The 22,626-nt window shown below is 75.1% G+C and carries 25 protein-coding genes; 19 read left to right on the top strand and 6 right to left on the bottom strand.

Features of this window, described 5'->3' with window-relative positions; genetic code table 11:
* Window positions 1-86: 86 nt before the first annotated feature.
* From GCU56_RS09535 to moeA, 3 genes are all read right to left on the bottom strand, one after another.
* Window positions 87-584, bottom strand: a complete 498-nt coding sequence (locus tag GCU56_RS09535) for a molybdenum cofactor synthesis domain-containing protein (RefSeq protein ID WP_163481493.1) — start codon at window positions 582-584, stop codon at window positions 87-89.
* Window positions 581-1,051 carry a cyclic pyranopterin monophosphate synthase MoaC gene (gene moaC, locus GCU56_RS09530; protein ID WP_163481492.1) on the bottom strand — a complete coding sequence of 157 codons (471 nt, stop codon included), beginning with the start codon at window positions 1,049-1,051 and terminating at the stop codon, window positions 581-583. The genes GCU56_RS09535 and moaC overlap by 4 nt, the downstream gene beginning before the upstream one ends.
* A gap of 79 nt (window positions 1,052-1,130) precedes the next feature.
* The gene (gene moeA, locus GCU56_RS09525; protein WP_204331763.1) at window positions 1,131-2,333 is read right to left on the bottom strand and encodes a molybdopterin molybdotransferase MoeA; all 1,203 of its coding nucleotides are present in this window, start codon (window positions 2,331-2,333) and stop codon (window positions 1,131-1,133) included.
* A gap of 79 nt (window positions 2,334-2,412) precedes the next feature.
* Between moeA and GCU56_RS09520 the strand changes: the two genes are divergently transcribed.
* From GCU56_RS09520 to tsaD, 15 genes are all read left to right on the top strand, one after another.
* The gene (locus GCU56_RS09520; protein ID WP_163481490.1) at window positions 2,413-2,898 is read left to right on the top strand and encodes a carbonic anhydrase; all 486 of its coding nucleotides are present in this window, start codon (window positions 2,413-2,415) and stop codon (window positions 2,896-2,898) included.
* Window positions 2,899-3,054: 156 nt separating this feature from the next.
* Window positions 3,055-3,498 carry a 50S ribosomal protein L13 gene (gene rplM / locus GCU56_RS09515; RefSeq protein ID WP_163481489.1) on the top strand — a complete coding sequence of 148 codons (444 nt, stop codon included), beginning with the start codon at window positions 3,055-3,057 and terminating at the stop codon, window positions 3,496-3,498.
* Window positions 3,495-3,914 carry a 30S ribosomal protein S9 gene (gene rpsI, locus GCU56_RS09510; protein WP_163481488.1) on the top strand — a complete coding sequence of 140 codons (420 nt, stop codon included), beginning with the start codon at window positions 3,495-3,497 and terminating at the stop codon, window positions 3,912-3,914. Before rplM ends, rpsI begins: the two co-directional genes overlap by 4 nt.
* An 11-nt stretch (window positions 3,915-3,925) precedes the next feature.
* Window positions 3,926-5,269, top strand: a complete 1,344-nt coding sequence (gene glmM / locus GCU56_RS09505; protein ID WP_163481487.1) for a phosphoglucosamine mutase — start codon at window positions 3,926-3,928, stop codon at window positions 5,267-5,269.
* 61 nt (window positions 5,270-5,330) lie between these two features.
* Window positions 5,331-7,193, top strand: a complete 1,863-nt coding sequence (gene glmS / locus GCU56_RS09500) for a glutamine--fructose-6-phosphate transaminase (isomerizing) (protein ID WP_163481486.1) — start codon at window positions 5,331-5,333, stop codon at window positions 7,191-7,193.
* 177 nt (window positions 7,194-7,370) lie between these two features.
* Entirely contained in the window at window positions 7,371-7,769 is a 399-nt protein-coding gene (locus GCU56_RS09495) for a holo-ACP synthase (RefSeq protein WP_163481485.1), read from the top strand.
* 162 nt (window positions 7,770-7,931) lie between these two features.
* A complete protein-coding gene (locus GCU56_RS09490; RefSeq protein WP_163481484.1) occupies window positions 7,932-9,395 on the top strand; it encodes an NAD(P)H-hydrate dehydratase in 1,464 nt (487 codons plus the stop codon).
* The gene (gene alr / locus GCU56_RS09485) at window positions 9,395-10,528 is read left to right on the top strand and encodes an alanine racemase (RefSeq protein ID WP_163481666.1); all 1,134 of its coding nucleotides are present in this window, start codon (window positions 9,395-9,397) and stop codon (window positions 10,526-10,528) included. The genes GCU56_RS09490 and alr overlap by 1 nt, the downstream gene beginning before the upstream one ends.
* On the top strand, window positions 10,528-11,733 hold the full coding sequence (locus GCU56_RS09480; protein WP_163481483.1) for an alpha/beta fold hydrolase: 1,206 nt from the start codon (window positions 10,528-10,530) through the stop codon (window positions 11,731-11,733). The genes alr and GCU56_RS09480 overlap by 1 nt, the downstream gene beginning before the upstream one ends.
* Window positions 11,730-12,353, top strand: a complete 624-nt coding sequence (locus GCU56_RS09475; RefSeq protein ID WP_163481482.1) for a uracil-DNA glycosylase family protein — start codon at window positions 11,730-11,732, stop codon at window positions 12,351-12,353. Before GCU56_RS09480 ends, GCU56_RS09475 begins: the two co-directional genes overlap by 4 nt.
* Window positions 12,350-12,811 carry a tRNA (adenosine(37)-N6)-threonylcarbamoyltransferase complex ATPase subunit type 1 TsaE gene (tsaE, locus tag GCU56_RS09470; RefSeq protein WP_163481481.1) on the top strand — a complete coding sequence of 154 codons (462 nt, stop codon included), beginning with the start codon at window positions 12,350-12,352 and terminating at the stop codon, window positions 12,809-12,811. Before GCU56_RS09475 ends, tsaE begins: the two co-directional genes overlap by 4 nt.
* Before the next feature lie 3 nt (window positions 12,812-12,814).
* Complete coding sequence (locus GCU56_RS09465) at window positions 12,815-13,231, top strand: NUDIX domain-containing protein (protein ID WP_163481480.1); 417 nt, start codon at window positions 12,815-12,817, stop codon at window positions 13,229-13,231.
* Window positions 13,232-13,256: 25 nt separating this feature from the next.
* Complete coding sequence (tsaB, locus tag GCU56_RS09460; RefSeq protein ID WP_163481479.1) at window positions 13,257-13,895, top strand: tRNA (adenosine(37)-N6)-threonylcarbamoyltransferase complex dimerization subunit type 1 TsaB; 639 nt, start codon at window positions 13,257-13,259, stop codon at window positions 13,893-13,895.
* Window positions 13,892-14,344, top strand: coding sequence for a ribosomal protein S18-alanine N-acetyltransferase (rimI, locus tag GCU56_RS09455; RefSeq protein WP_345771749.1), 453 nt, complete (start codon window positions 13,892-13,894; stop codon window positions 14,342-14,344). The genes tsaB and rimI overlap by 4 nt, the downstream gene beginning before the upstream one ends.
* Window positions 14,341-15,390, top strand: a complete 1,050-nt coding sequence (gene tsaD / locus GCU56_RS09450; RefSeq protein WP_345771748.1) for a tRNA (adenosine(37)-N6)-threonylcarbamoyltransferase complex transferase subunit TsaD — start codon at window positions 14,341-14,343, stop codon at window positions 15,388-15,390. Before rimI ends, tsaD begins: the two co-directional genes overlap by 4 nt.
* A gap of 52 nt (window positions 15,391-15,442) precedes the next feature.
* Here the strand turns inward: tsaD and GCU56_RS09445 are convergent, their stop codons facing one another.
* A complete protein-coding gene (locus GCU56_RS09445) occupies window positions 15,443-16,666 on the bottom strand; it encodes a THUMP-like domain-containing protein (RefSeq protein ID WP_163481478.1) in 1,224 nt (407 codons plus the stop codon).
* Between the two features lie 189 nt (window positions 16,667-16,855).
* Here GCU56_RS09445 and groES point away from each other — a divergent pair, with 189 nt between their 5' ends.
* The gene (gene groES / locus GCU56_RS09440) at window positions 16,856-17,164 is read left to right on the top strand and encodes a co-chaperone GroES (RefSeq protein ID WP_163481477.1); all 309 of its coding nucleotides are present in this window, start codon (window positions 16,856-16,858) and stop codon (window positions 17,162-17,164) included.
* A 175-nt stretch (window positions 17,165-17,339) separates the two neighbouring features.
* A complete protein-coding gene (gene groL, locus GCU56_RS09435) occupies window positions 17,340-18,983 on the top strand; it encodes a chaperonin GroEL (RefSeq protein ID WP_163481476.1) in 1,644 nt (547 codons plus the stop codon).
* A 116-nt stretch (window positions 18,984-19,099) separates the two neighbouring features.
* Here groL and GCU56_RS09430 read toward each other — a convergent pair whose 3' ends face one another.
* Window positions 19,100-19,399: a WhiB family transcriptional regulator gene (locus GCU56_RS09430; RefSeq protein WP_163481475.1), complete on the bottom strand. Its 300-nt coding sequence runs from the start codon at window positions 19,397-19,399 to the stop codon at window positions 19,100-19,102.
* Window positions 19,400-19,732: 333 nt separating this feature from the next.
* On the opposite strand from GCU56_RS09430, the gene GCU56_RS09425 reads away from it, so the two are divergent.
* Window positions 19,733-20,506, top strand: a complete 774-nt coding sequence (locus GCU56_RS09425) for a response regulator transcription factor (protein WP_345771747.1) — start codon at window positions 19,733-19,735, stop codon at window positions 20,504-20,506.
* An 88-nt stretch (window positions 20,507-20,594) separates the two neighbouring features.
* Here the strand turns inward: GCU56_RS09425 and GCU56_RS09420 are convergent, their stop codons facing one another.
* A complete protein-coding gene (locus GCU56_RS09420) occupies window positions 20,595-20,990 on the bottom strand; it encodes a DUF5319 family protein (protein ID WP_163481474.1) in 396 nt (131 codons plus the stop codon).
* A 125-nt stretch (window positions 20,991-21,115) separates the two neighbouring features.
* Between GCU56_RS09420 and guaB the strand changes: the two genes are divergently transcribed.
* Window positions 21,116-22,621, top strand: coding sequence for an IMP dehydrogenase (guaB, locus tag GCU56_RS09415; protein WP_163481473.1), 1,506 nt, complete (start codon window positions 21,116-21,118; stop codon window positions 22,619-22,621).
* The last annotated feature ends 5 nt before the right edge of the window (window positions 22,622-22,626 follow it).

Here is a 22,626-nt window from a genome sequence, read left to right as displayed (position 1 = left end):
CCGGAGGCTCCCGCGATCGAGCGCCGGGGCCGGCTCAGTGCAGCGGGTGACGGGACCTGGCCGCGATCGGAGCGTGGAGCGCGACATCAGGCATGGTCGCCGCCGCGCAGCTGGCTGACGATGTGGGGGAGCAGCGGGCCGAGGACGGCGAGGCCGTCGCGGACCCCGCCGGTGGAGCCGGGCAGGTTGACGATCAGGGTGCGGCCGGCCGTGCCCGCGAGGCCGCGGGACAGGACCGACGTCGGCACCCCGTGGTCGGCGCCGTACCGCCGCACCGCCTCGGCGAGCCCCGGGGCGTCCCGCTCGAGCACACGCCGGGTGGCCTCGGGGGTCACGTCGGTGGGGGACAGCCCGGTCCCCCCGGTGGTCAGGACGACGTCGGCGCCGGCGTCCACCGCCGCGCGGAGCACGGCCTCGAGCTCGTCGACGTCGTCCGGGCGCACGTGCGGCCCCGCCACGTCGAAGCCCAGCTCGCGCAGGCCCTCGGCCAGTGCCTCACCGCTGCGGTCGGGGTACACCCCGGCGGACGCGCGGTTGGACGCGGTGACGACGACGGCCCGGGCGAGGGCAGGCACCCCGGTCACCGGCGCCACTCGCCGCTCTTGCCTCCGGACTTGGCCAGCAGCCGGACGTCGGTGATGGTGGCCCGCGGGTCGACGGCCTTGACCATGTCGATGACGGTGAGCCCGGCGACGGCGACGGAGGTGAGGGCTTCCATCTCCACCCCGGTGCGGTCGGCCGTGCGGGCGGTGGCGGTGATCTCGACCGCGTCGTCGGCCACCGTGACGTCGACGGTGACGCCGTGCAGGGCGATCGGGTGGCACAGCGGCACGAGGTCCGGCGTCCGCTTGGCCCCGGCGATGCCGGCGATGCGCGCGACGGCCACGGCGTCGCCCTTGGGCACCCCCTCGCCGCGGAGCAGCGCGACCACCTCGGGGCTGACCAGCACCCGGCCCGCCGCGGTGGCCTCCCGCGCCGTCACCGGCTTGGCCGAGACGTCCACCATCCGGGCGGCGCCGGACTCGTCGACGTGCGTGAGACGGTCGCTCACTGCCGTCCTCCTGTTGCTCCGGACGCCCGTCCCGTTCCTCGCTCGCCGGCGCTCGCTGCGGTGCTCGCTCGCTGTCGCCTCACTGCAGTGCTCCCTCGATCAGCACGACGTCCACCTGGGCGCCGGCGGGCAGTTCGGTCACGTCCTCGGGGACGACGACCAGGCAGTTGGCGCGGGCCAGATGGGCCACCAGGTGCGACCCCGGGCCACCGACCTGGGAGACCAGCCCCCCGTCGTACCGGCCGCGGAGGAACTGCCGCCGCCCGGCCGGCGAGCGCAGCGGCGCGGTCAGCACCGCCGGGGCGCGCAGCCGGCCGGGTGCCGCGTGCCCCAGCGCGCGGCGCAGCGCGGGGCGCACGAACACCTCGAAGGACACGAAGGAGCTCACCGGGTTGCCCGGCAGCGTGACCACGGGGACCCCGTCCACCGTGCCGGCTCCCTGCGGGCCGCCGGGCTGCATGGCCACCTTCGCGAACTCGACGGTGCCCAGGGCGGCGAACGCGTCCTTGACCACCTCGTAGGCGCCCGCGCTCACCCCGCCGCTGGTGATCAGCAGGTCGGCCGTGGCCAGCTCGGCGCGGACGGTGGCGAGGAACTGGTCGACGTCGTCAGGGACGAAGTGCAGCCGCCGCGCCGTGCCACCGGCGTCCTCGACCGCGGCGGCAAGCAGCGCGGAGTTGGACTCGTAGATCTGCCCGGGCAGCAGCGGGGCGCCGGGCTCGACGAGCTCGCTGCCGGTGGAGAGCACGAGCACACGCGGACGCCGTCGCACCGGCAGCGTCCGGGCACCCACGGCCGCGGCGAGCCCCAGCTGGGCGGCGCCCAACGGCGAGCCGGCGGTGAGGGCGACCGCGCCGGCGGCGATGTCCTCGCCGGCGTGCCGCAGGTGGGTGCCGGCGGCGGGGGAGTCCCGGATCTCCACGACGTCGGTGCCGCCGTCGGTGAGCTCGACCGGCACGACGACGTCGGCGCCGTCCGGCAGCGGGGCGCCGGTCATGATCCGCTGCACCGTGCCCGGCGCCAGCGGGACGACGTCGGTGCGCCCGGCCGGGATGTCGTCGGCCACCGGCAGCCGCACCGGCGGGGGCGCCACCTCGGACCAGCGGGCCGCGTAGCCGTCCATCGCGGAGTTGTCGAACCCCGGCAGCGCGACCGAGGCGCGGACGTCCCGGGCCAGCACCCGGTTGTGCGCCGCCGCCAGCGACACCTCCTCCTCGGGGAGGGGAGGCAGGAGGGCGGCGACGACCGCCTGGTGTTCCTCGACCGTGCGCACGGGGCTCATCCTGTCCGATCGCTCTGGTGCGGGCCGGGACACCCTCCGGATAGGGTCCCGGCTCGAACGGTCGAGACGGAGGTGGCAGGTGTCGGAGATCGACCGGATGCTGGCGGCCAACGAGCAGTGGGCCGCGCGCTTCCCCGGGAGCAAGCCGGTGCGCCCGGCCCGCAAGGTCGCGGTCGTGGCGTGCATGGACTCCCGCATGCCGCTGTTCGGACTCCTCGGCCTCGACGTCGGTGACGCCCACGTCATCCGCAACGCCGGCGGCGTCATCACCGAGGACGTCATCCGGTCACTGACCGTCTCCCAGCACCTGCTCGGGACCCGCGAGATCCTGCTGGTCCACCACACCGAGTGCGGCCTGCAGGCGACCGATGACCGGACCTTCGCCGACCGCGTGGAGAAGGCGACCGGCCGCCGTCCGTTCTGGTCGGTTCAGGCGTTCACCGATGTCGACGACGACGTCCGGACGTCCATCAAGCAGATCCAGGACTGCCCGTACCTGATCTCCCACAAGGTGCGGGGGACGGTCTACGACGTCGAGACCGGGCGGCTGCGCGAGGTCGTCTGAGGGTCCGTCGTCCGCCGGGAGGGCGGTACCCGGAGGCTGGTATCGTGATCGGCTGGCGTGCGGGCCCGGCTGGTCCCGCGCGCGCTGCACCGTCTCCCGTCCTCGGTGAGGCGATCCCACCAGCCGACACCCGACGACGACGGAGGACACGAGCGCGTGCGCACGTACACCCCCAAGCCCGGCGAGGTCAGCCGGGCCTGGCACGTCATCGACGCCACTGATGTGGTGCTCGGTCGACTCGCCAGCCAGACCGCGATCCTGCTCCGCGGCAAGCACAAGCCGCAGTACGCCCCGCACGTCGACGTCGGCGACTTCGTCGTCATCGTCAACGCCGGCAAGGTGGCCCTCACCGGCTCCAAGCGCGACAACAAGGTCGCCTACCGCCACTCCGGTTACCCGGGTGGGCTGCGGACGATCAACGTGGGCGACCAGCTGCGCACCCACCCCGACCGCGTCATCGAGCGCGCCATCAAGGGGATGCTGCCGCACAACACCCTCGGCCGGCAGATGCTCAAGAAGCTCAAGGTGTACGCCGGGCCGGAGCACCCGCACGCCGCGCAGCAGCCCCAGTCCTACGAGATCAAGCAGGTGGCCCAGTGACCAGCGCACTGACCGTGACCGACGCCGACGGGCGTCCGATCCAGACCGTCGGTCGCCGCAAGGAGGCCATCGTCCGCGTGCGGCTGCTGCCCGGCACCGGCCAGTTCCGGCTCAACGGCCGCACCATCGAGGACTACTTCCCCAACAAGGTGCACCAGCAGCTCATCCGTGAGCCGTTCGTGATCCTGGAGAAGAACGAGCAGTACGACGTCGTGGGCATCCTGCACGGCGGCGGTGTCTCCGGCCAGGCCGGCGCACTCCGCCTGGCGATCGCCCGGGCGCTCATCGAGGTGGAGCCCGACGACCGCCCCGCGCTCAAGAAGGCCGGCTTCCTCACCCGCGACCCCCGGGTCACGGAGCGCAAGAAGTACGGGCTGAAGAAGGCCCGCAAGGCGCCCCAGTACTCGAAGCGCTGACCGGGCAGCCCGTGGGTCGCCTCTTCGGGACCGACGGCGTCCGGGGTCGGGCCAACGCCGACCTCACGCCGGAGTTGGCCCTCTCGGTGGCACGTGCTGCCGCCGGCGTGCTCGCCGACCGCGACGGGACCCATCGTCCCGTCGCGGTCGTCGGCCGCGACCCCCGCGCCAGCGGGGAGATGCTCGAGGCCGCCGTCGTGGCGGGCCTCGCGAGCGCCGGTGCGGAGGTGCTGCGCGCCGGGGTGCTCCCCACCCCGGCGATCGCGTACCTCACCGCGCAGACCGGCGCGGACCTCGGCGTGATGATCTCCGCCAGTCACAACCCGATGCCCGACAACGGCATCAAGCTGTTCAGCCGCGGCGGCCACAAGCTCCCCGACGCCCTCGAGGCGGAGATCGAGCAGGTCGTCGCCGGCGGCGACTCCTCGGGTCACCGGCCCGCCGGTGCCGACATCGGCCGGGTCCGCGACCTCCCCGAGGCCGGAGGCCGCTACGTCGAGCACCTGCTGTCGACGGTGCCGCAGTCGCTGGCCGGCCTCACCCTCGTCGTCGACTGCGCCCACGGGGCGGCAGCGGTCTGCGCCCCCGAGGTCTACCGCCGGGCCGGCGCGACCGTCCACGTGATCGGCGGGGAGCCCGACGGCTGGAACATCAACGACGGCATCGGCTCCACCCACCTCGGTCCGCTGGTCGAGGCGGTCGGGGCGCACGGCGCCGACCTCGGCATCGCCCACGACGGCGACGCCGACCGGTGCCTGGCGGTCACCGCCGACGGCGACCTGGTGGACGGCGACGCGATCCTCGCCGTCTGCGCCCTCGCCCTGCACGAGCGCGGGGAGCTGGCCGGCGACACCGTCGTCGCGACGGTCATGAGCAACCTCGGCTTCCACCACACGATGCGCGACGCCGGCATCGCGGTGCACACCACCGCCGTGGGGGACCGGTACGTGCTGGAGGCACTGCGCGCCCGCGGGCTGAGCCTCGGCGGCGAGCAGAGCGGCCACCTGGTCTTCCTCGACCACGCCACCACCGGCGACGGCCTGCTCACCGGCCTCGCGCTGCTCTCCCGCATGGCGGCGACCGGCTCCTCGCTGGCCGACCTCGCCGGGGTGGTGCAGCGGCTCCCGCAGACCCTGGTCAACGTGCCGGTCCGCGACCGTCTGGCGGTGTCCGAGAGCGACGAGGTCGCCGACGCGGTGAACGCCGTCGAGGCCGAGCTGGGTGCGGACGGCCGGGTGCTGCTGCGACCCTCCGGCACCGAGCAGCTGGTGCGCGTGATGGTGGAGGCGCCCACCCAGGAGCTGGCCGACGGGATCGCCGCGAAGCTCGCCGAGGTCGTCGCCCGCTGCAACTGAGACCGGGCTCTCGCCCACACGAGGGACGGTCGGGGCGGCTTCCGCCGGTACCCTCGTCCCAATGTGCGGAATCGTGGGATACGTCGGCCCGCAGAATGCCCTGGACGTCGTCCTCGAGGGCCTGCGGCGGTTGGAGTACCGGGGCTACGACTCGGCCGGCGTCGCCGTCCTGACCGACGGCGGGATGGCGACGGCCAAGAAGGCCGGGAAGCTGGCCAACCTCGAGAAGCAGCTCGGTGAACAGCCGCTGCCGGGCTCGACGATCGGGATCGGGCACACCCGCTGGGCGACCCACGGTGGGCCGACCGACCGCAACGCCCACCCGCACGTCTCCGCCGACGGCAAGGTCGCGGTGATCCACAACGGGATCATCGAGAACTTCGCCGCGCTGCGCGCCGAGTGCGAGGCCGACGGCATCGAGTTCAGCTCGGAGACCGACACCGAGGTGACCGCCCACCTGCTCGCGTCGGTCTACGCGCAGACGCCGGCCGGCCCGGGACGGCTGGCCGAGGCCATGCGCGCGACCAGCCGCCGGCTGGAGGGCGCCTTCACCCTCGTCGCCTCCCACGCCGACGAGCCCGACACCCTCGTCGCCTCGCGCCGCAACAGCCCGCTGGTGGTCGGCGTCGGCGACGGCGAGTACTTCCTCGGCTCCGACGTCGCCGCGTTCATCGCGCACACCCGCGAGGCGCGCGAGCTGGGCCAGGACCAGGTCGTCGAGATCGACCGCGAGCGCGGCCTGACCGTCACCGACTTCTCCGGCAACGCCGTCGAGCCGCACGCCTACACCGTCGACTGGGACGCCGCCGCCGCCGAGAAGGGCGGCTACGACTGGTTCATGCTCAAGGAGATCGCCGAGCAGCCGCGGGCGGTGGCCGACACCCTGCTCGGCCGGCTCGGCCCGAACGGCGAGCTGGCCCTGGACGAGGTGCGACTCTCCGACCAGGACCTGCGCGACATCGACAAGGTGTTCGTGGTCGCCTGCGGCACCGCCTACCACGCCGGGCTGATCGCCAAGTACGCCATCGAGCACTGGACCCGGATCCCGGTCGAGGTGGAGGTCGCCAGCGAGTTCCGCTACCGCGACCCGGTGCTGGACCGCTCGACGCTCGTCGTCGTGATCAGCCAGTCCGGCGAGACGATGGACACCCTGATGGCGCTGCGGCACGCCAAGGACCAGAAGGCCCGCGTGCTGGCCATCTGCAACGCCAACGGGTCGACCATCCCGCGCGAGTCCGACGCCGTCCTCTACACGCACGCCGGTCCGGAGGTGGCGGTCGCCTCCACCAAGGGGTTCCTCACCCAGGTGGTCGCCTGCTACCTGGTGGGTCTCTTCCTTGCCCAGGTGCGCGGCATCAAGTACGCCGACGAGGTGGCCACCATCGTCGAGGACCTGCGGAAGCTGCCGGAGGCGGTCGCCGAGGTGCTGACCCAGATGGAGCCGGTGCGCGCGCTCGGCCGCTCCCTGGCCGACGCCGGCACGATCCTGTTCCTCGGCCGGCACGTGGCCTTCCCGGTGGCCCTCGAGGGAGCGCTCAAGCTCAAGGAGCTGGCCTACATCCACGCCGAGGGGTTCGCCGCGGGGGAGCTCAAGCACGGGCCGATCGCGCTGATCGACCAGGGCACCCCGGTCGTGGTCGTCGTCCCGTCCCCGCGCGCCCGGGAGTCGGTGCACGGCAAGGTGGTCTCCAACATCCAGGAGGTCCGCGCCCGCGGTGCCCGCACCATCGTGATCGCGGAGGAGGGGGACGAGGACGTCGTCCCCTACGCCGACCACATCATCCGGGTGCCGCGCACGCCGACCCTGATGGCGCCGGTGGTCACCACGGTGCCGCTGCAGGTGCTCGCCTGCGAGATCGCCGACACCCGCGGCTACGACGTCGACCAGCCCCGCAACCTGGCCAAGAGCGTCACCGTCGAATGACCGGCCGCCCGCCCCGCCGATGATCAGGTGACCTGGTCCTCCCGGCTCCGACCTCAGCACCGGTCGTGAGGTCGGAGCGGGAACGGTGCGGCAGGAGCCGTCTCGGCGAGGGCGGAGCCGTCGTCGCCGGGCCTGGGCAGGACGGCGGTGGCGGCGCACGCAGGGCAGACTGACGGCGTGATCATCGGGGTCGGGATCGACGTGGTGCCGGTGGCCCGCTTCGCGGAGTCGCTCACCCGCACCCCCGGCCTGCGCGACCGGCTGTTCACCGCCGCCGAGCAGCGGACTCCCAGCGGCGGGCCGCGCACCGGGGAGTCGCTGGCGGCCCGCTTCGCCGCCAAGGAGGCGATGGTCAAGGCGCTGGGGGCTCCCGGCGACCTGCGCTGGCACGACGCCGAGGTGGTCACCGGGGAGAACGGGCGGCCGCACCTGCGCGTGCGCGGCACCGTCGCCGGGCGTGCGGCTGCGCTGGGCATCACCTCCTGGCACCTGTCCCTGAGCCACGACGGCGGGATCGCCTCGGCGGTGGTCGTCGCGGAGGGGCTGGCGCGCGGGAGCGAACCGGAGGGCACGTGAGCGGACAGGGGCGTGAGCATCGCAGCGAGCGCCAGCGAGCGAGGAGCGGAGCGCCCCGCGGGAGCGAACCGGAGGGCACGTGAGCGAACAGGGGCGTGAGCATCGCAGCGAGCGCCAGCGAGCGAGGAGCGGAGCGCCCCGCGGGAGCGAACCGGAGGGCACGTGAGCGGGCTGTACACCGCCGAGGAGGTCCGGGCCGCCGAGGCGCCGCTCCTGGCCACCACCCGCGAGGGCGCCCTGATGCAGCGGGCGGCGACCGGCCTGGCCACCGTCTGCCAGGAGTTGCTGGGCCGGACGCACGGCGTGCGGGTCACCGCGCTGGTGGGCGCGGGCAACAACGGCGGGGACGCCCTGTTCGCCGGCGCCCACCTGGCCCGCCGGGGTGCGCGGGTCACCGCCGTGCTCCTCGACCCCGACCGCGCGCACCCGGCCGGCCTGGTGGCGTTGCGGGCGGCCGGTGGGCGGGTGACCGGTCCTGACGGGCCGACCGGACTCGAGCGGGCCGACCTCGTCCTCGACGGGATCGTCGGCATCGGTGGGACCGGGGAACTGCGCCCGGCCGCCGCCGCGCTGGTGGAGCGCGCGGCCACCGGACCCGGGCTCCTGGTCGCCGTCGACGTCCCCAGCGGGGTGGACGCGAGCACCGGCGCGGTCGCGGGGGCGGCGTTCCCCGCCCAGCACACCGTCACCTTCGGCGCGGTCAAGGTCGGGCTGGTCGTGGGCCGGGGGCGCGGGTACGCCGGGCGCGTCCACCTCGTCGACATCGGCCTGGCCGGTCACCTGCCGCCTCCGTCGGTCAGCCGGCTGACCGACGCGGACGCCGCGGCCGCGATCGAGCCGCCCACCAGCGACGACGACAAGTACTCGCGCGGCGTGGTCGGCGTCGTCGCCGGCTCGTCGGCGTACCCCGGTGCCGCCGTCCTCTGCACCGGGGCGGCGCTGCGCACCCGGCCCGGCCTGGTCCGCTACGCCGGGACGGCGGCCGGCGGGGTGCGGGCCGCGTGGCCGGAGGCGATCGTCACCGACGGCCGCCCGGCCGACGCGGGCCGGGTGCAGGCCTGGGTGGTCGGCCCCGGCATGGGCACCGACGACGCCGCGGCCGGCCTGCTGGCCGAGGTGCTGGCCACCGACCTGCCGGTGCTGGTCGACGCCGACGCCCTGACGATCGCCGCACGGGACCCCGGGCTGGTCCGGGACCGCAACGCCCCGACCGTCCTGACGCCGCACGACCGCGAGTTCGCCCGGTTCGGGGCGGAGGTGGGGGACGACCGGGTCGGCGCCGCCCGCCGGCTGGCCGCCGACCTCGGCGCCGTCGTCCTGCTCAAGGGCGACGCCACCGTCGTCGCCGGCGCCGACGGCACCGCCTACGTCAACGGCACCGGCACGCCCTGGCTGGCCACCGCGGGCACCGGCGACGTGCTCTCCGGCATCGGTGGGGCACTGCTGGCCACCGGGCTGCCGGCGGTCCGGGCCGCCGCCGTCGCCGCCCACGTGCACGGGCGGGCCGGCCAGCTGGCCGCGGAGGGCGGACCCCTGATCGCCGGTGACCTGGTCCGCCGGCTGCCCGCGACCCTGGCCCGGCTGTCCCGGAGCGCCGTCGACCACCTGGGAGACTGGCACCCGTGATGAACGGAGCCCGGGCCGAGGTGGTCGTCGACCTGGACGCCATCGCCGCCAACACGGCGGTGCTGCGCGAGCGGGTCGGCCGCCCGCTGATGGCGGTGGTCAAGGCCGACGGCTACGGGCACGGGCTGGTCCCCGCTGCCCGGGCGACCCTCGCCGGCGGTGCCGACGCGCTCGGCGTGGCCGTCGTGGAGGAGGCGCTCGCGCTGCGCGCGGCGGGCGTCACGGCCCCGCTGCTGGCCTGGCTCAACGGCCCGGGAGAGGACGTCGGCGCCGCGCTGGCCGCCGACGTCGAGCTGTCGGTGAACGCGGGGTGGGGTCTGGACGAGGTGGTCGCGGCCGCCCGGGCGACCGGCCGCACGGCGCGCCTGCACCTCAAGGTCGACACCGGCCTCTCCCGCGGCGGGGCCACCCCCGAGCAGTGGCCGGACCTGGTCGCGGCCGCCGCCCGGGCCCAGGCCGACGGCGAGGTGGACGTCGTCGGGCTGTGGAGCCACCTGGCCTACGCCGACGCCCCGACGCACCCGACGATCGGCCTGCAGGTCAGCGTGTTCGAGCAGGCGGTCGCCGTCGCCCGCGACGCCGGGCTGACCGACGCACGGCGGCACCTGGCCAACTCCGCGGCCACGGTCGCGCTGCCCGAGACCTGGTTCGACATGGTCCGGCCCGGCGTCGCGATCTACGGTCTGGACCCGCTCGGCGGCGACCCGGCCGCGCACGGGCTGCGGCCGGCCATGACGGTGCAGGCCCGGGTGCTGCTCACCAAGCGGGTCCCCGCCGGCGTCGGCGTCTCCTACGGGCACACCTACTCGCCGCGGTCGGAGACGACCCTGGCCGTCGTCCCGGTCGGGTACGCCGACGGGGTACCCCGGGCCGGCAGCAACCGGGCGCCGGTGCTGGCGGCCGGAGCGCAGCGCCTGATCGCCGGCCGGGTCTGCATGGACCAGTTCGTCCTCGACGTCGGGGACGACCCGGTCGAGCCCGGGGACCGCGTGGTGCTCTGGGGCCCGGGCACGGACGGCGAGCCGACGGCGCAGCAGTGGGCCGACGCCGTCGACACCATCCACTACGAGCTGGTCGCCCGGATCGGCGGCCGCTTCGCGCGCCGCTACGTCGGCTCGGCGGGGGCGGTCTGATGGCGGCGCGCACGAAGCCGTCCAGGACCCATCCGCCGAAGAACCGTCCGCACGCCCGCGCGGGGATCGTCGGCGCGGTCCTCGGCCTGGCCGCGGCCGGCGCCGCCGTCGGGGTGGCGGTCAGCCGCGCCGCGGCCCGCCGCGTGGGTGCCGAGCGGGTCGGCTCGGCGGCCGGGCTGCCGTCCGGAGCCTCCGACGCCGAGCTGCGCGAGGACGACCCGCTCGGCCCGGCCTCCCGGCGCGCCGACCGGACGGCGCTCGTGCAGGCCGACGACGGTGTGCTGCTGCACGTGGAGGAGGTCGGTCCGGCCGACGCTCCGCTGACCGTCGTCTTCGTGCACGGCTACTCGCTGTCGCTGGCGTCGTGGACGTACCAGCGCCGGGCGCTCGCCGCGGAACTGGCCACCGCCAACGGCTCGCGGCCGAAGGCCCGGCTGGTCTTCTACGACCAGCGCGGGCACGGCGCTTCCGGCCGCGGCCGGGGGGAGAACTCGACGATGGAGCAGCTGGGCCGCGACCTCGCCCGGGTGCTGGAGGCGCGGGTGCCCCGCGGTCCGGTGGTGCTGGTCGGCCACTCCATGGGCGGGATGACCGTCATGGCGCTGGCCGAGCTGCGACCGGAGCTGTTCGGCCCGAAGGTGGTCGCCGTGGCGCTGATGAGCACGTCCAGCGGCAACCTCGCCGAGCTGGACTTCGGGATGCCGGAGCTGCTCACCCGGCTGCGCGCCGCGGTGCTGCCGGTGGCGGCGTTCACCATGCGCCGCCGTCCCGGGTTCGCCGAACGCACCCGACGGCTGGCCGCCGATCTCATCTCGTCGATGACGTGGTCCCTGTCGTTCGCCTCCACCGACGTCGACCCGGCGCTGGGCCGCTACGTGGACTCCATGATCGCGGGCACGCCGGTCGAGGTGATCGCGGAGTTCTACCCGGCCCTGGCCGGCCTCGACGAGACCGGCGCACTGGAGCCGTTGCGCGCCGTCCCGGCGCTGGTGCTCACCGGCGCCGACGACAAGCTCATCCCCAGCGCGCACAGCGACCTCATCGTGGAGCGGCTCGGTGGGGCGGAGGCGCCGGCGCTCACGTACGTCGTCGTCCCTGGGGCCGGGCACATGGTGCTGCTGGAGAAGCCCGCGGAGGTCACCTCGGCACTGTCGGCGCTGCTGCGCCGGGTGGCCGCCGAGCAGCAGCCCGTGGCCGGCCGGTGACCCGGGCGCCCCGGTTCGACGCCGCGGCCGAGGAGGTCGCCCGCGTCGCCGCCGCGGCCCCGGACTGGGCCTCGCTGGCTGCGGCCGCCCGGCCCTGCGTCGCCTGCCCGGAGCTGGCCGCCACCCGGCAGCACGTCGTCGTGGGCGACGTGCCGGAGGGCGGCCGCCCCCGGTTCGTGCTGGTGGGCGAGGCCCCCGGTGCGACCGAGGACGAGACCGGTCGCCCCTTCGTCGGACGGTCCGGTGCGCTGCTCGACCAGCTGCTCGCCGAGGCCGGGCTGGACCGCGGCGAGGCGGCGGTGCTCAACGTGGTCAAGTGCCGCCCGCCGGCCAACCGGACGCCGAAGTCGCCGGAGGTGGCCCGCTGTTCCGGGTGGTTGCGCCGCCAGCTGGAGCTGCTCGACGCGCCGGCGGTCGTCGCTCTGGGCCTCTCGGCCGCCAGGTGGTTCCTCGGCCCGCGGACCGTGCTGGCGCAGGTGCGCGGGCGGGCGCACGACGTCGACGGCCGCTCGGTGTGGGCCACCTACCACCCGTCGGCGGCCATCCGGTTCGGCCCGAACGGCGCACCGCGGGCCGGGCTGCTGGAGGACCTGACGTCCCTGGCGCGGAGCCTGGCGTGAGACGCGAGCACCGGCTGCCCACCGCCGAGGACACCCGGGCACTGGGCGCCGAGCTGGCCGGGGTGCTGCGGGCCGGGGACCTCGTCGTCCTGGTCGGGCCGCTGGGCGCGGGCAAGACGGCACTGACGCAGGGCATCGGGGCCGCCCTCGGCGTACGGGAGCCGGTCACCTCGCCGACGTTCGTCATCGCCCGCGTGCACCGCGGCGGCCGGGTGCCCCTGGTCCACGTCGACGCCTACCGGCTCGGCAGCGTCGCCGACGTCGACGACCTCGACCTGGACGCCGCCACGGAGGAGTCGGTCACGGTCGTGGAGTGGGGACAGGGCCTGGTCGAGCGGCTGGCGGACGAGCACCTCGAGGTGCGCCTGGACCGGCGCGACGACGACGTCCGTACCGCCGAGCTGGTACCGCACGGGCCCGGATGGGAGGCCCGGCTCGCGGCTCCCGGCACGGCCTGAGCGGTGCTCGTCCACCGGGTCGTGGCCGGCGTCCTCGTCCGCGGGGCGCGGGTCCTCCTGGCCCACCGGTCACCCGGCCGGCGCTGGTACCCCGACGTCTGGGACTTCCCCGGGGGGCACGTCGAGGGCGGCGAGGACGAGCGGGCGGCCCTGGCGCGGGAGCTCCGGGAGGAGATCGGGGTCGATCCGCGCGAGGTCGACGCCGAACCGGTCCTGCGTGCGGAGGACGCAGGACTGCGGTTGAGCGTCTGGGCGGTCCGGTCCTGGCAGGGGGAGCCGCGGAACCTGCAGCCCGACGAGCACGACGACCTGCGCTGGGTGTCCGCGGCGGAGGTCCGCCTCCTGCGCCTGGCGCATCCGGCCCACGTCGCGGTGGTCGACCGGCTGGTGGGCCGCCCGGACGGTCCGGAGGCCGGCTGAGGGCACCGCACTACCCTCGGCGGTCGTGCTGGTCCTCGCCCTCGACACCGCCACCCCGACGCTCGTCGCCGGCCTGGCCCGGCGGAGCACGGACGGCGTGACCGTGGTGCTCGCCGAACGGGCGGTGCCCTCGGGCAACCGGCACGCCGAGCTGCTGACCGTCGCGGTGACCGACGTGCTGGCCGCGGCCGGCGTCACCGTGGCCGACGTGGACGCCGTCGTCACCGGCCTGGGCCCGGGCCCGTTCACCGGCTTGCGGGTCGGCGTGGTCACCGCCGCCGCGCTCGCCGACGCCCGTGGCCTCCCCGTCATCGGCGTCTGCTCCCTGGACGCCGTCGGCTCCGGTGCGCGCACGGTGGTCACCGACGCCCGGCGCAAGGAGGTCTACTGGGCCACCTACGCCGCCGACGGCGCGCGGGTGGGCGGACCCGGGGTGGTGCGGCCCGAGGAGCTCTCCGTCGACGGGCCGGTGGTCGGGGACGAACGGTTCGCCGAACGCCTGGGTGCCGACGTCACCCCGGCCGACGTCACGACGGCGGGCCTGCTGCGGGCGGCGGCGGCCCAGCTGGCCGACCCGTCGTCCGCCGCGCCACTGGTCCCGCTGTACCTGCGCCGGCCCGACGCCGTCCCGCCGACGTCGTTCAAGCCGGTGACCACCACGTGAGCGCCCGGTTGCGGCCGATGCTCCTGGGCGACCTCGACGCCGTCATGGTGCTGGAGGAGGAGCTGTTCGCGCCGGACACCTGGACGCGGGCCATGTACCGCGACGAGCTCGCCCGCCCGGACACCCGGCACTACGTCGTGGCCGAGGACGACGGGCGGATCGTGGGCTACGCCGGTCTGATCGCCTACGACGACGAGGCGCACGTGGCCACCATCGGGGTGGCCGGGACCCGGCAGGGCGAGGGCATCGGGGCACTGCTGCTCGACGCGCTGCTCGCCGAGGCCGACCGGCGCAGCCCGGTGGTGCTGCTGGAGGTCCGTGCGGACAACGAGGTGGCGCAGGGGCTCTACCGGCGCCGCGGGTTCACCGAGATCGGCCGGCGCCGCGGGTACTACCAGCCGAGCGGCACGGACGCGGTCGTGATGAGGCGGGAGCGGACAGGGGCGTGAGCATCGCAGCGAGGAACGAGCCGCTCGTGCTGGGGTTCGAGACGTCGTGCGACGAGACCGGGGTGGGCCTGGTCCGCGGGCAGACGCTGCTGGCCGACGCGCTGGCCACGTCGATGGCCGAGCACGAGCGGTTCGGCGGCGTGGTCCCCGAGATCGCCTCCCGCGCCCATCTGGAGGCGATGGTGCCCACGGTCCACCGGGCGCTGGCCGAGGCCGGGGTGCAGGCGTCCGACGTCGACGCGGTCGCGGTGACCGCCGGCCCGGGGCTGACCGGCGCGCTGCTGGTCGGGCTGGCCGCGGCCAAGGCCTACGCGCTGGCGCTGGACAAGCCGCTGTACGGCGTCAACCACCTGGCCGCCCACGTCGCGGTCGACGAGTTGCAGCACGGCCGGCTGGCCGAGCCGTCCATGGCGCTGCTGGTCTCCGGCGGGCACAGCTCCCTGCTGCTCGTCCCGGACCTGGCCCGTGAGGTGCGGTCGATGGGCCGGACGATCGACGACGCGGCGGGGGAGGCCTTCGACAAGGTGGCCCGCGTGCTCGGCATGCCCTTCCCCGGCGGCCCACCGATCGACCGGGCCGCGCGCGAGGGCGACCCGACCGCGATCGACTTCCCCCGAGGCCTCACCGGGCCACGGGACGCGCCCTACGACTTCTCCTTCTCCGGCCTGAAGACCGCCGTGGCCCGCTGGGTCGAGGCCCGTCAGCGGGCGGGGGAGCCGGTGCCGGTCGCCGACGTCGCGGCCTCCTTCCAGGAGGCGGTCGCCGACGTCCTCACCGCCAAGGCGGTCCGCGCGTGCCGGGACGCCGGCATCGACCACCTGGTGCTCGGCGGTGGGGTGGCGGCCAACTCGCGGCTGCGGGCGCTGGCCGAGGAGCGGTGCGCCGCCGCCGGGATCGTGCTCCGGGTGCCCAGCCCGCGGCTGTGCACCGACAACGGCGCGATGGTGGCCGCCCTCGGCTCCCGGCTGGTGGAGGCCGGGATCCCGCCGTCCGCGCCGGACGTCGGGGCCGACAGCTCCCTGCCGATCGAGGTCGTCACCCGCTGAGGTACCGGGGGCCTTCGTGGCCGACATGGCCCCCGGGGGACCGTCGTCGGGGTCAGGTGACGGCGCAGACGAGTGTGGTCGGCCTGCCGGCGACGCGGGTGACGACGACGACGGCGGTGCCGTCGCCCGGCCCGCGCAGGGCCCGCGCCAGCTGCTCGGGCTCGATCGCCGAGCCGCGCTTCTTCACCACCACCCGGCCGATCCCGCGGGCGCGCAGCAGCGCCTTCAGCTTCTTGAGGTTGAACGGCAGCACCTCGTCGACCCGGTAGGAGGTGACCCACGGGGAGCCGGCCGGGGCGTCGGAGGTCAGGTAGGCGATCGTCGGGTCGACCAGCGTGGCGTCCAGGTCCGCGGCGGCCAGCGACACCAGCCCGGAGCGGATGACCGAGGGGTCGGGCTCGTGCAGCCAGCCCCGCACGGGGCCGACCGGCGCGGGCCCCGGGTCCTCGCCGGCGGTCAGCTCGAGCACCTCGCCGTCGCGCACCAGCGAGGCCCGCCGCCACACGGCGGACACCGCCCGTCCCCACAGCAGCGCCTCGACGATCGAGCCACCCGCCGACACCCACTCCGCCTCGACCCCCGCGGGCACCCGGTCGTGGTCCAGCCCGGGCGCCACCTTCACGACGGACCGGGGCGCGCGCTCCAGCAGTGCGGCCACCGTCGACCAGGGCGGAGACCAGCGGTCGGGGTCCAGCTGCCGCCGTCCGCCGGCCCGGCGGGCGGGGTCCAGGACGGCGGCGGCGCACCCGGCCACCTCACCCCCGCGCGCCCCGTCGACGAGCTCGACGGCGTCGCCCGCCGTCACCCACACGTCGTCGGCCACCCCGAGCGCCTCCGCGTTGGCGGCGGTCAGCTCCCGGGCGAGGGGGTCACGGTCCACGGCGAGCACCCGCGCGCCGGCGCGGGCGAGGGCGACGGTGTCGGTGCCGGCCGCGCAGCCGAGGTCGACGGCCGAGTCGGCATGGCCGCCGAGCAGCCGGACGGCGCGGCGCGCGGCCAGCTGCGGGCGCCCGGCCTGCTCGAGGGTGTCCGCGGTGAGGTAGAGGACGTCGGCGTCGGCACCGAACACCGGGCGGGCCCGGGCCCGCAGCCGGGCCAGCTCCCACGCCGGGCCGGCGTGCTCGGCGCCCACCTCCGCACGCAACCGCGCGAGGCCGGTGAGGAGGTCGGCGCCGCCGGCGAGCAGGTCGGCGGCCCGGGCGGTGGCCGTCGCCCCCTCGGGGGTGCGCAGCCAGGTCAGCTGCGCCAGCGCTTCGGCAGGAGGCTCCGCGGACACCCCGACAGCCTGGCCCACCCGAGGGGCCACCGGAGCGGGGGACCCGGTTGAGCGGCTGGCACTCTCATGGGTAGAGTGCCAAACGACACGGTCAGGCGCCTGACCCCCGCGACGGCAGGCCCGGGCACCGTGCCACAGCATCAGCTCCACACCCACCAGCCGTTCGACAGCGAAGGGGGCGTCACCGACGTGACGACCGCTACCAAGGTCAGCATCAAGCCGCTGGAGGACCGCGTCGTGGTCCAGGCCAACGAGGCCGAGACCACCACCGCCTCCGGTCTGGTCATCCCGGACACCGCCAAGGAGAAGCCGCAGGAGGGCACGGTCATCGCCGTGGGCCCCGGTCGCATCGACGACAACGGCAACCGCGTCCCGCTCGACGTGAGCGTGGGCGACGTGGTCATCTACTCGAAGTACGGCGGCACCGAGGTCAAGTACGCCGGTGAGGACTACCTCGTCCTGTCGGCGCGCGACCTGCTCGCCGTCGTCGAGAAGTAACAGGGCCTCGTTCCTCCCCCCCCTCGCAGGCTCGGGGCGGGCCCCTGGACGGGGCCGGTCCCAGCGCCCCGCGACGGGGTTGCTCCAGCACGTCACGACCGCCCCGGCGACCCGACCACCGGGTCCCGGGGCGGTCGTCGTCCCACCCCCGCACCCCTGATCGGAAGGGCCCTCCATGGCCAAGATCATCAAGTTCAACGAGGACGCCCGCCGCGCGCTCGAGCGCGGCGTGGACAAGCTCGCCGACACGGTCAAGGTGACCCTCGGCCCGCGCGGCCGCAACGTCGTCCTCGACAAGAAGTTCGGCGCCCCGACCATCACCAACGACGGCGTCACGATCGCCCGTGAGGTCGACCTCGAGGACCCGTACGAGAACCTCGGCGCCCAGCTCGCGAAGAACGTCGCCACCAAGACCAACGACGTCGCCGGTGACGGCACGACCACCGCCACGGTCCTCGCCCAGTCCCTGGTGCACGAGGGCATGCGCAACGTCGCCGCCGGCGCCAGCCCGCTGGCCCTGGGTGCCGGCATGCGCGCCGCCGCCGAGGCCGTCTCGAAGGCCCTGGACGAGGCGGCCATCCCGGTCACCGAGCAGGCCGCGATCGCCGAGGTGGCGACCATCTCGGCGCAGGACGCCGAGGTCGGCCAGCTGATCGGCGAGGCGATGGAGAAGGTCGGCAAGGACGGCGTCATCACCGTCGAGGAGAGCAACACCCTCTCCACCGACCTGGACGTCACCGAGGGCGTGCAGTTCGACAAGGGCTACCTCTCGCCCTACTTCGTCACCGATCCCGAGGCGATGGAGGCCGTCCTCGAGGACGCCCTCGTCCTGCTGGTCCAGGGCAAGGTCAGCGCGCTGGCCGACCTGCTCCCGCTGCTGGAGAAGGTCCTGTCGACCGGCGGCCGCCCGCTGCTCATCGTCGCCGAGGACGTCGAGGGTGAGGCGCTGTCCACTCTCGTCGTCAACTCGATCCGCAAGACGATCAAGGTCGTCGCGGTCAAGTCGCCCTACTTCGGCGACCGGCGCAAGGCCTTCATGACCGACCTCGCCGTCGTCACCGGCGGCCAGGTGGTCAGCGAGGACGTCGGCCTCAAGCTCGACCAGGTCGGCCTCGAGGTGCTGGGCACCGCGCGCCGGGTCACCGTCACCAAGGACGAGACGACCATCGTCGACGGCGGCGGCACCGGCGAGGCGATCGGCGACCGTGTCGCGCAGGTCCGCCGCGAGATCGAGGCGACCGACTCCGACTGGGACCGCGAGAAGCTGCAGGAGCGGCTGGCCAAGCTCGCCGGCGGCATCGGTGTCATCCGCGTCGGCGCGGCCACCGAGGTCGAGATGAAGGAGAAGAAGCACCGCATCGAGGACGCGATCGCCGCCACCCGCGCCGCGGTGGAGGAGGGCGTCGTCCCCGGCGGTGGCTCGGCGCTGGTGCACGCGGCCGCAGCCGTCGACGCGCTCGACCTGACCGGTGACGAGCTGACCGGTGCCAGCGTCGTCCGGCGGGCGCTGGACGCCCCGCTGGTGCGCATCGCCGAGAACGCCGGTTTCGAGGGTCGCGTCGTCGTCAGCAAGGTCCGCGAGGCCGGCCCGGGCCACGGCTTCAACGCCGCCACCGGTGAGTACGGCGACCTGGCCGCGCAGGGTGTCATCGACCCGGTCAAGGTCACCAAGGCCGCGCTGGGCAACGCCGTCTCGATCGCCGCGATGGTGCTCACCACCGACTCCGCCGTCGTCGAGGCGCCGGAGGAGGAGGAGCACGCCGGTGCCGGCCAGCACACCCACGGGCACTCGCACGGCGGGCACGGCCACTCGCACTGAGCGAGGACCCCACTGTTCCCCACCGCTCGCGGCGGGGCCCTGCAGCGGGCCGATGAACACGAAGAGGGCGGGTCCGGGACTCCGGACCCGCCCTCTTCGGCGTGTGTGTGGGGGAGCTACACCCCCGCGGCGACGGCGGCGGGCTCCGCGGCGATCAGCCGGGCCCGCTCCTCCTCGCTCATGCCGCCCCAGACCCCGTAGGGCTCGCGGACCGACAGTGCGTGCTTCAGGCAGGCGTCGACGACGGGGCAGCGGCCGCACACGGCCTTGGCGGCCGCCTGGCGGCGGGCCCGGGCGGGGCCGCGCTCACCGTCGGGGTGGAAGAACAGGGCCGTGCTCTCGCCACGGCAGGACCCGTGCAGCTGCCAGTCCCAGACCTCGGCAACAGGGGTGGGCAGGCGTCGGATGTCGGCCATGTCGTCCTCCTCGGCTCGATGCGAGCCGGAGGGGGCGGTCCGGCTGCAGTGGGCCGGTGCCCGAGGCCTCTGGTGGTCAAACACACGCGGACCTCGCATTTTCACGGGTCCGGTCTCCCCCCGCTGGGTGAGAGCCGCTGTTGCCTCCCCCCGCAGTCGATCAAGGTGGCTGCAGGTCGTGCCGAACTCCGGCGTGGGACACCCCTCGCCGGGTCGTCACGACCGCTGCGACGGCGAGGGTCCCCGGGTGGGAGTCACGCCCGAGCGACACCCGGCCGGGGGATCCGGGCGGTGGGACCCGGCCGGCAGCGGCCGGGGGAGCGAGGAGCAGGCGTGATCGACGACAGGATGCGCGGTCCCGGCCACGGGACGACGACCGTGTGGGTGTACGACGAGCGCCGGCGGGTCCGGGACGACATCGCCGGCCGGCTGGTGGCACTGCCGTTCGTGGGTCGCGTGGAGGTCATCGGCGACGCCGCGGGCCTCATGTCCCGGCTGGCCACCCGGCTGCCCGACGTCCTGCTGGTCGGTACCCAGCGCGCCATGGACTCCGGGCTGACCACGGCCACCCAGGCCCTGCGCGCCCATCCACGACTGCCCGTCCTCGTGCTCGGCGCACCCGACGACGCGGAGAGCGTCCGGGCCGCGGTCGCCGTCGGTGCCCGTGGCTACCTGCGCTGGGACGCCAGCGCCCTGGAGATGGGGCTGGGCCTGTCCCGCGTCGGCCTCCGGGTCGACGGACGGGGCCCCGGCCCGGTCATCCCGCACCAGCCCGTGCCGCTGGCCTCGGTCGGCGCGTCGTCCTCGGGAGGCGGCTCGGCGGGCGGCCTCTCGCCGGCCTGGAACGGGGCCACCGCACTGGCCGGAGCGGCGCCGACGACGGTCCGCTCCACGGTGCGCGAGCCGGCGCCGGTCAGCCTGTCGATGCGCGAGATGCAGGTGCTCACCGGCATGAGCCAGGGCAAGAGCAACGCCCAGATCGGCCGCGAGCTCTACCTGTCCGAGGACACCATCAAGACCCACGCCCGGCGGCTGTTCCGCAAGCTGGGTGCCAAGGACCGCGCCGAGGCGGTGGCCACCGGCTTCCGCCGCGGCATGATGACCTGACCGGCACGAACACCCGCTGAGCGCCCCCTCCCCGCGTGGGAGGGGGCGCTCGGCGTGTCCTCGGGTGCAGGGGGAGCGGCGTCCTTCGTCAGTCGTCCCGGGCGTGCTTGCCGCCGCGGCCGGAGCCGCCGGGCTCCTCGCGTTCGGCCATCGCGGCCACCCCGTCGGCGTAGCCGCTCGCGTAGTCCCAGCTGACGTAGTCGTCGGGGTCGGGATCGAAGGGCGGCTCGTGGCGGCCGGTCTGGCCCTCCTCGAGCAACTGCCGCAGGTTGGCCTGCATCAGCGCCCAGTCGACGTGGTGCTCCTCGTCGCAGTCGGGGCAGTCGACGACGATGCCCTTGATGCCCGTCGGCTCCAGGAGGGTGCGGAAGACCTCGAGCTCCGCGAGGTCGTCCAGGACACCGGCCCGCTCCTCCATGGTCAGCGGCGGCGGACCCGGCTGGTCGGGGACCCCGTACTCGGGGCCGTCAGAGAACGAACTCACGCGCCCACGGTAGTGCTCTGACGGGGATCACACCGAGCGTGCTGCGTCGCCGCCTACGATCGAACCCGGTTCCCCCGCGCGCCCACGAGGGTGCCGGCCCGATCCCGGAGGGGTGGCGGCATCCCATGCAGCCCGATGAGTTCGTGCCCGAGCTGCCGGCGAAGTTCGCGCCGCTCGGCCTGACCTACGACGACGTCCTGCTCATCCCCGGTGCGTCCGACGTCGTCCCGGCCGAGGTGGACACCAGCGCCCGGCTCACCCGCGGGATCCGGCTGGCCGTGCCACTGCTCTCCAGTGCCATGGACACCGTGACCGAGTCGCGGATGGCGATCGCGATGGCCCGCGTGGGCGGCATCGGGATCCTGCACCGCAACCTCGCCGCGGAGGAGCAGGCGGGCCAGGCCGACCTGGTCAAGCGCTCCGAGGCCGGCATGGTGACCAACCCGGTCACCTGCGCGCCGGACAACACCCTCGCCGAGGTGGACGCGCTGTCGGCTCGCTACCGGATCTCGGGCGCGCCGGTCGTCGACTCCGACGGCGTCCTGGTGGGCATCGTCACCAACCGCGACATGCGCTTCGAGACCGACCAGACCCGGCTCGTCCGCGACGTGATGACGCCGATGCCGCTGGTCACCGCGCCGGTCGGCGTGGACCCCGACACGGCGCTCGCCCTGCTCCGCCAGCACAAGATCGAGAAGCTGCCGCTGGTGGACGACGCCGGACGGCTGCGCGGGCTGATCACCGTCAAGGACTTCGTCAAGCGCGACCAGTACCCGAACGCCACGAAGGACGCCGACGGCCGGCTCATGGTCGGCGCGGCCCTCGGGGTGGGCGACGACGCCTACAAGCGCGCCGGGCTGCTGGTCGACTCGGGCGTGGACGTGCTCGTCGTCGACACCGCGCACGGCCACCAGCGCGCGGTCCTGGACATGGTGTCGCGGGTCAAGGCCGACTTCGGCGTCCAGGTGGTGGGCGGCAACATCGCCACCCGCGCGGGCGCGCAGGCCCTCGTCGACGCGGGCGCCGACGCGGTCAAGGTCGGCGTCGGTCCCGGCTCCATCTGCACCACCCGCGTGGTCGCCGGGGTCGGCGTGCCGCAGGTGACCGCCGTCCACCAGGCGTGGCTGGCCGCCGGGCCGGCCGGGGTGCCGGTCATCGCCGACGGCGGCCTGCAGTACTCCGGCGACATCGCCAAGGCCCTGGTCGCCGGTGCGGACACCGTCATGATCGGCGGCCTGTTCGCCGGCGTGGAGGAGGCCCCGGGCGAGCTGGTGTTCGTCAACGGCAAGCAGTACAAGACCTACCGCGGCATGGGCTCGCTGGGCGCCATGCAGAAGCGCGGCAACCAGTCCTTCAGCCGGGACCGCTACTTCGCCGACGACGTCCTCTCCGACGACAAGCTCGTCCCCGAGGGGATCGAGGGCCAGGTGCCCTATCGCGGACCGCTGGCCGGCGTCGCCCACCAGCTCGTCGGGGGTCTGCGCGCCTCCATGGGCTACGCGGGCGCGGCCACCGTGGCCGAGCTGCAGGAGCGTGGGCAGCTGACCCGTATCACCTCCGCCGGGCTGGTGGAGAGCCACCCGCACGACATCCAGATGACCGTCGAAGCCCCCAACTACCGGGGCCGGTGACCGGC

The sequence above is a fragment of the Geodermatophilus sabuli genome (assembly GCF_010686765.1).
Taxonomy (GTDB): domain Bacteria; phylum Actinomycetota; class Actinomycetes; order Mycobacteriales; family Geodermatophilaceae; genus Geodermatophilus; species Geodermatophilus sabuli_A.
This window is presented reverse-complemented; position numbering and strand designations above follow the sequence as displayed.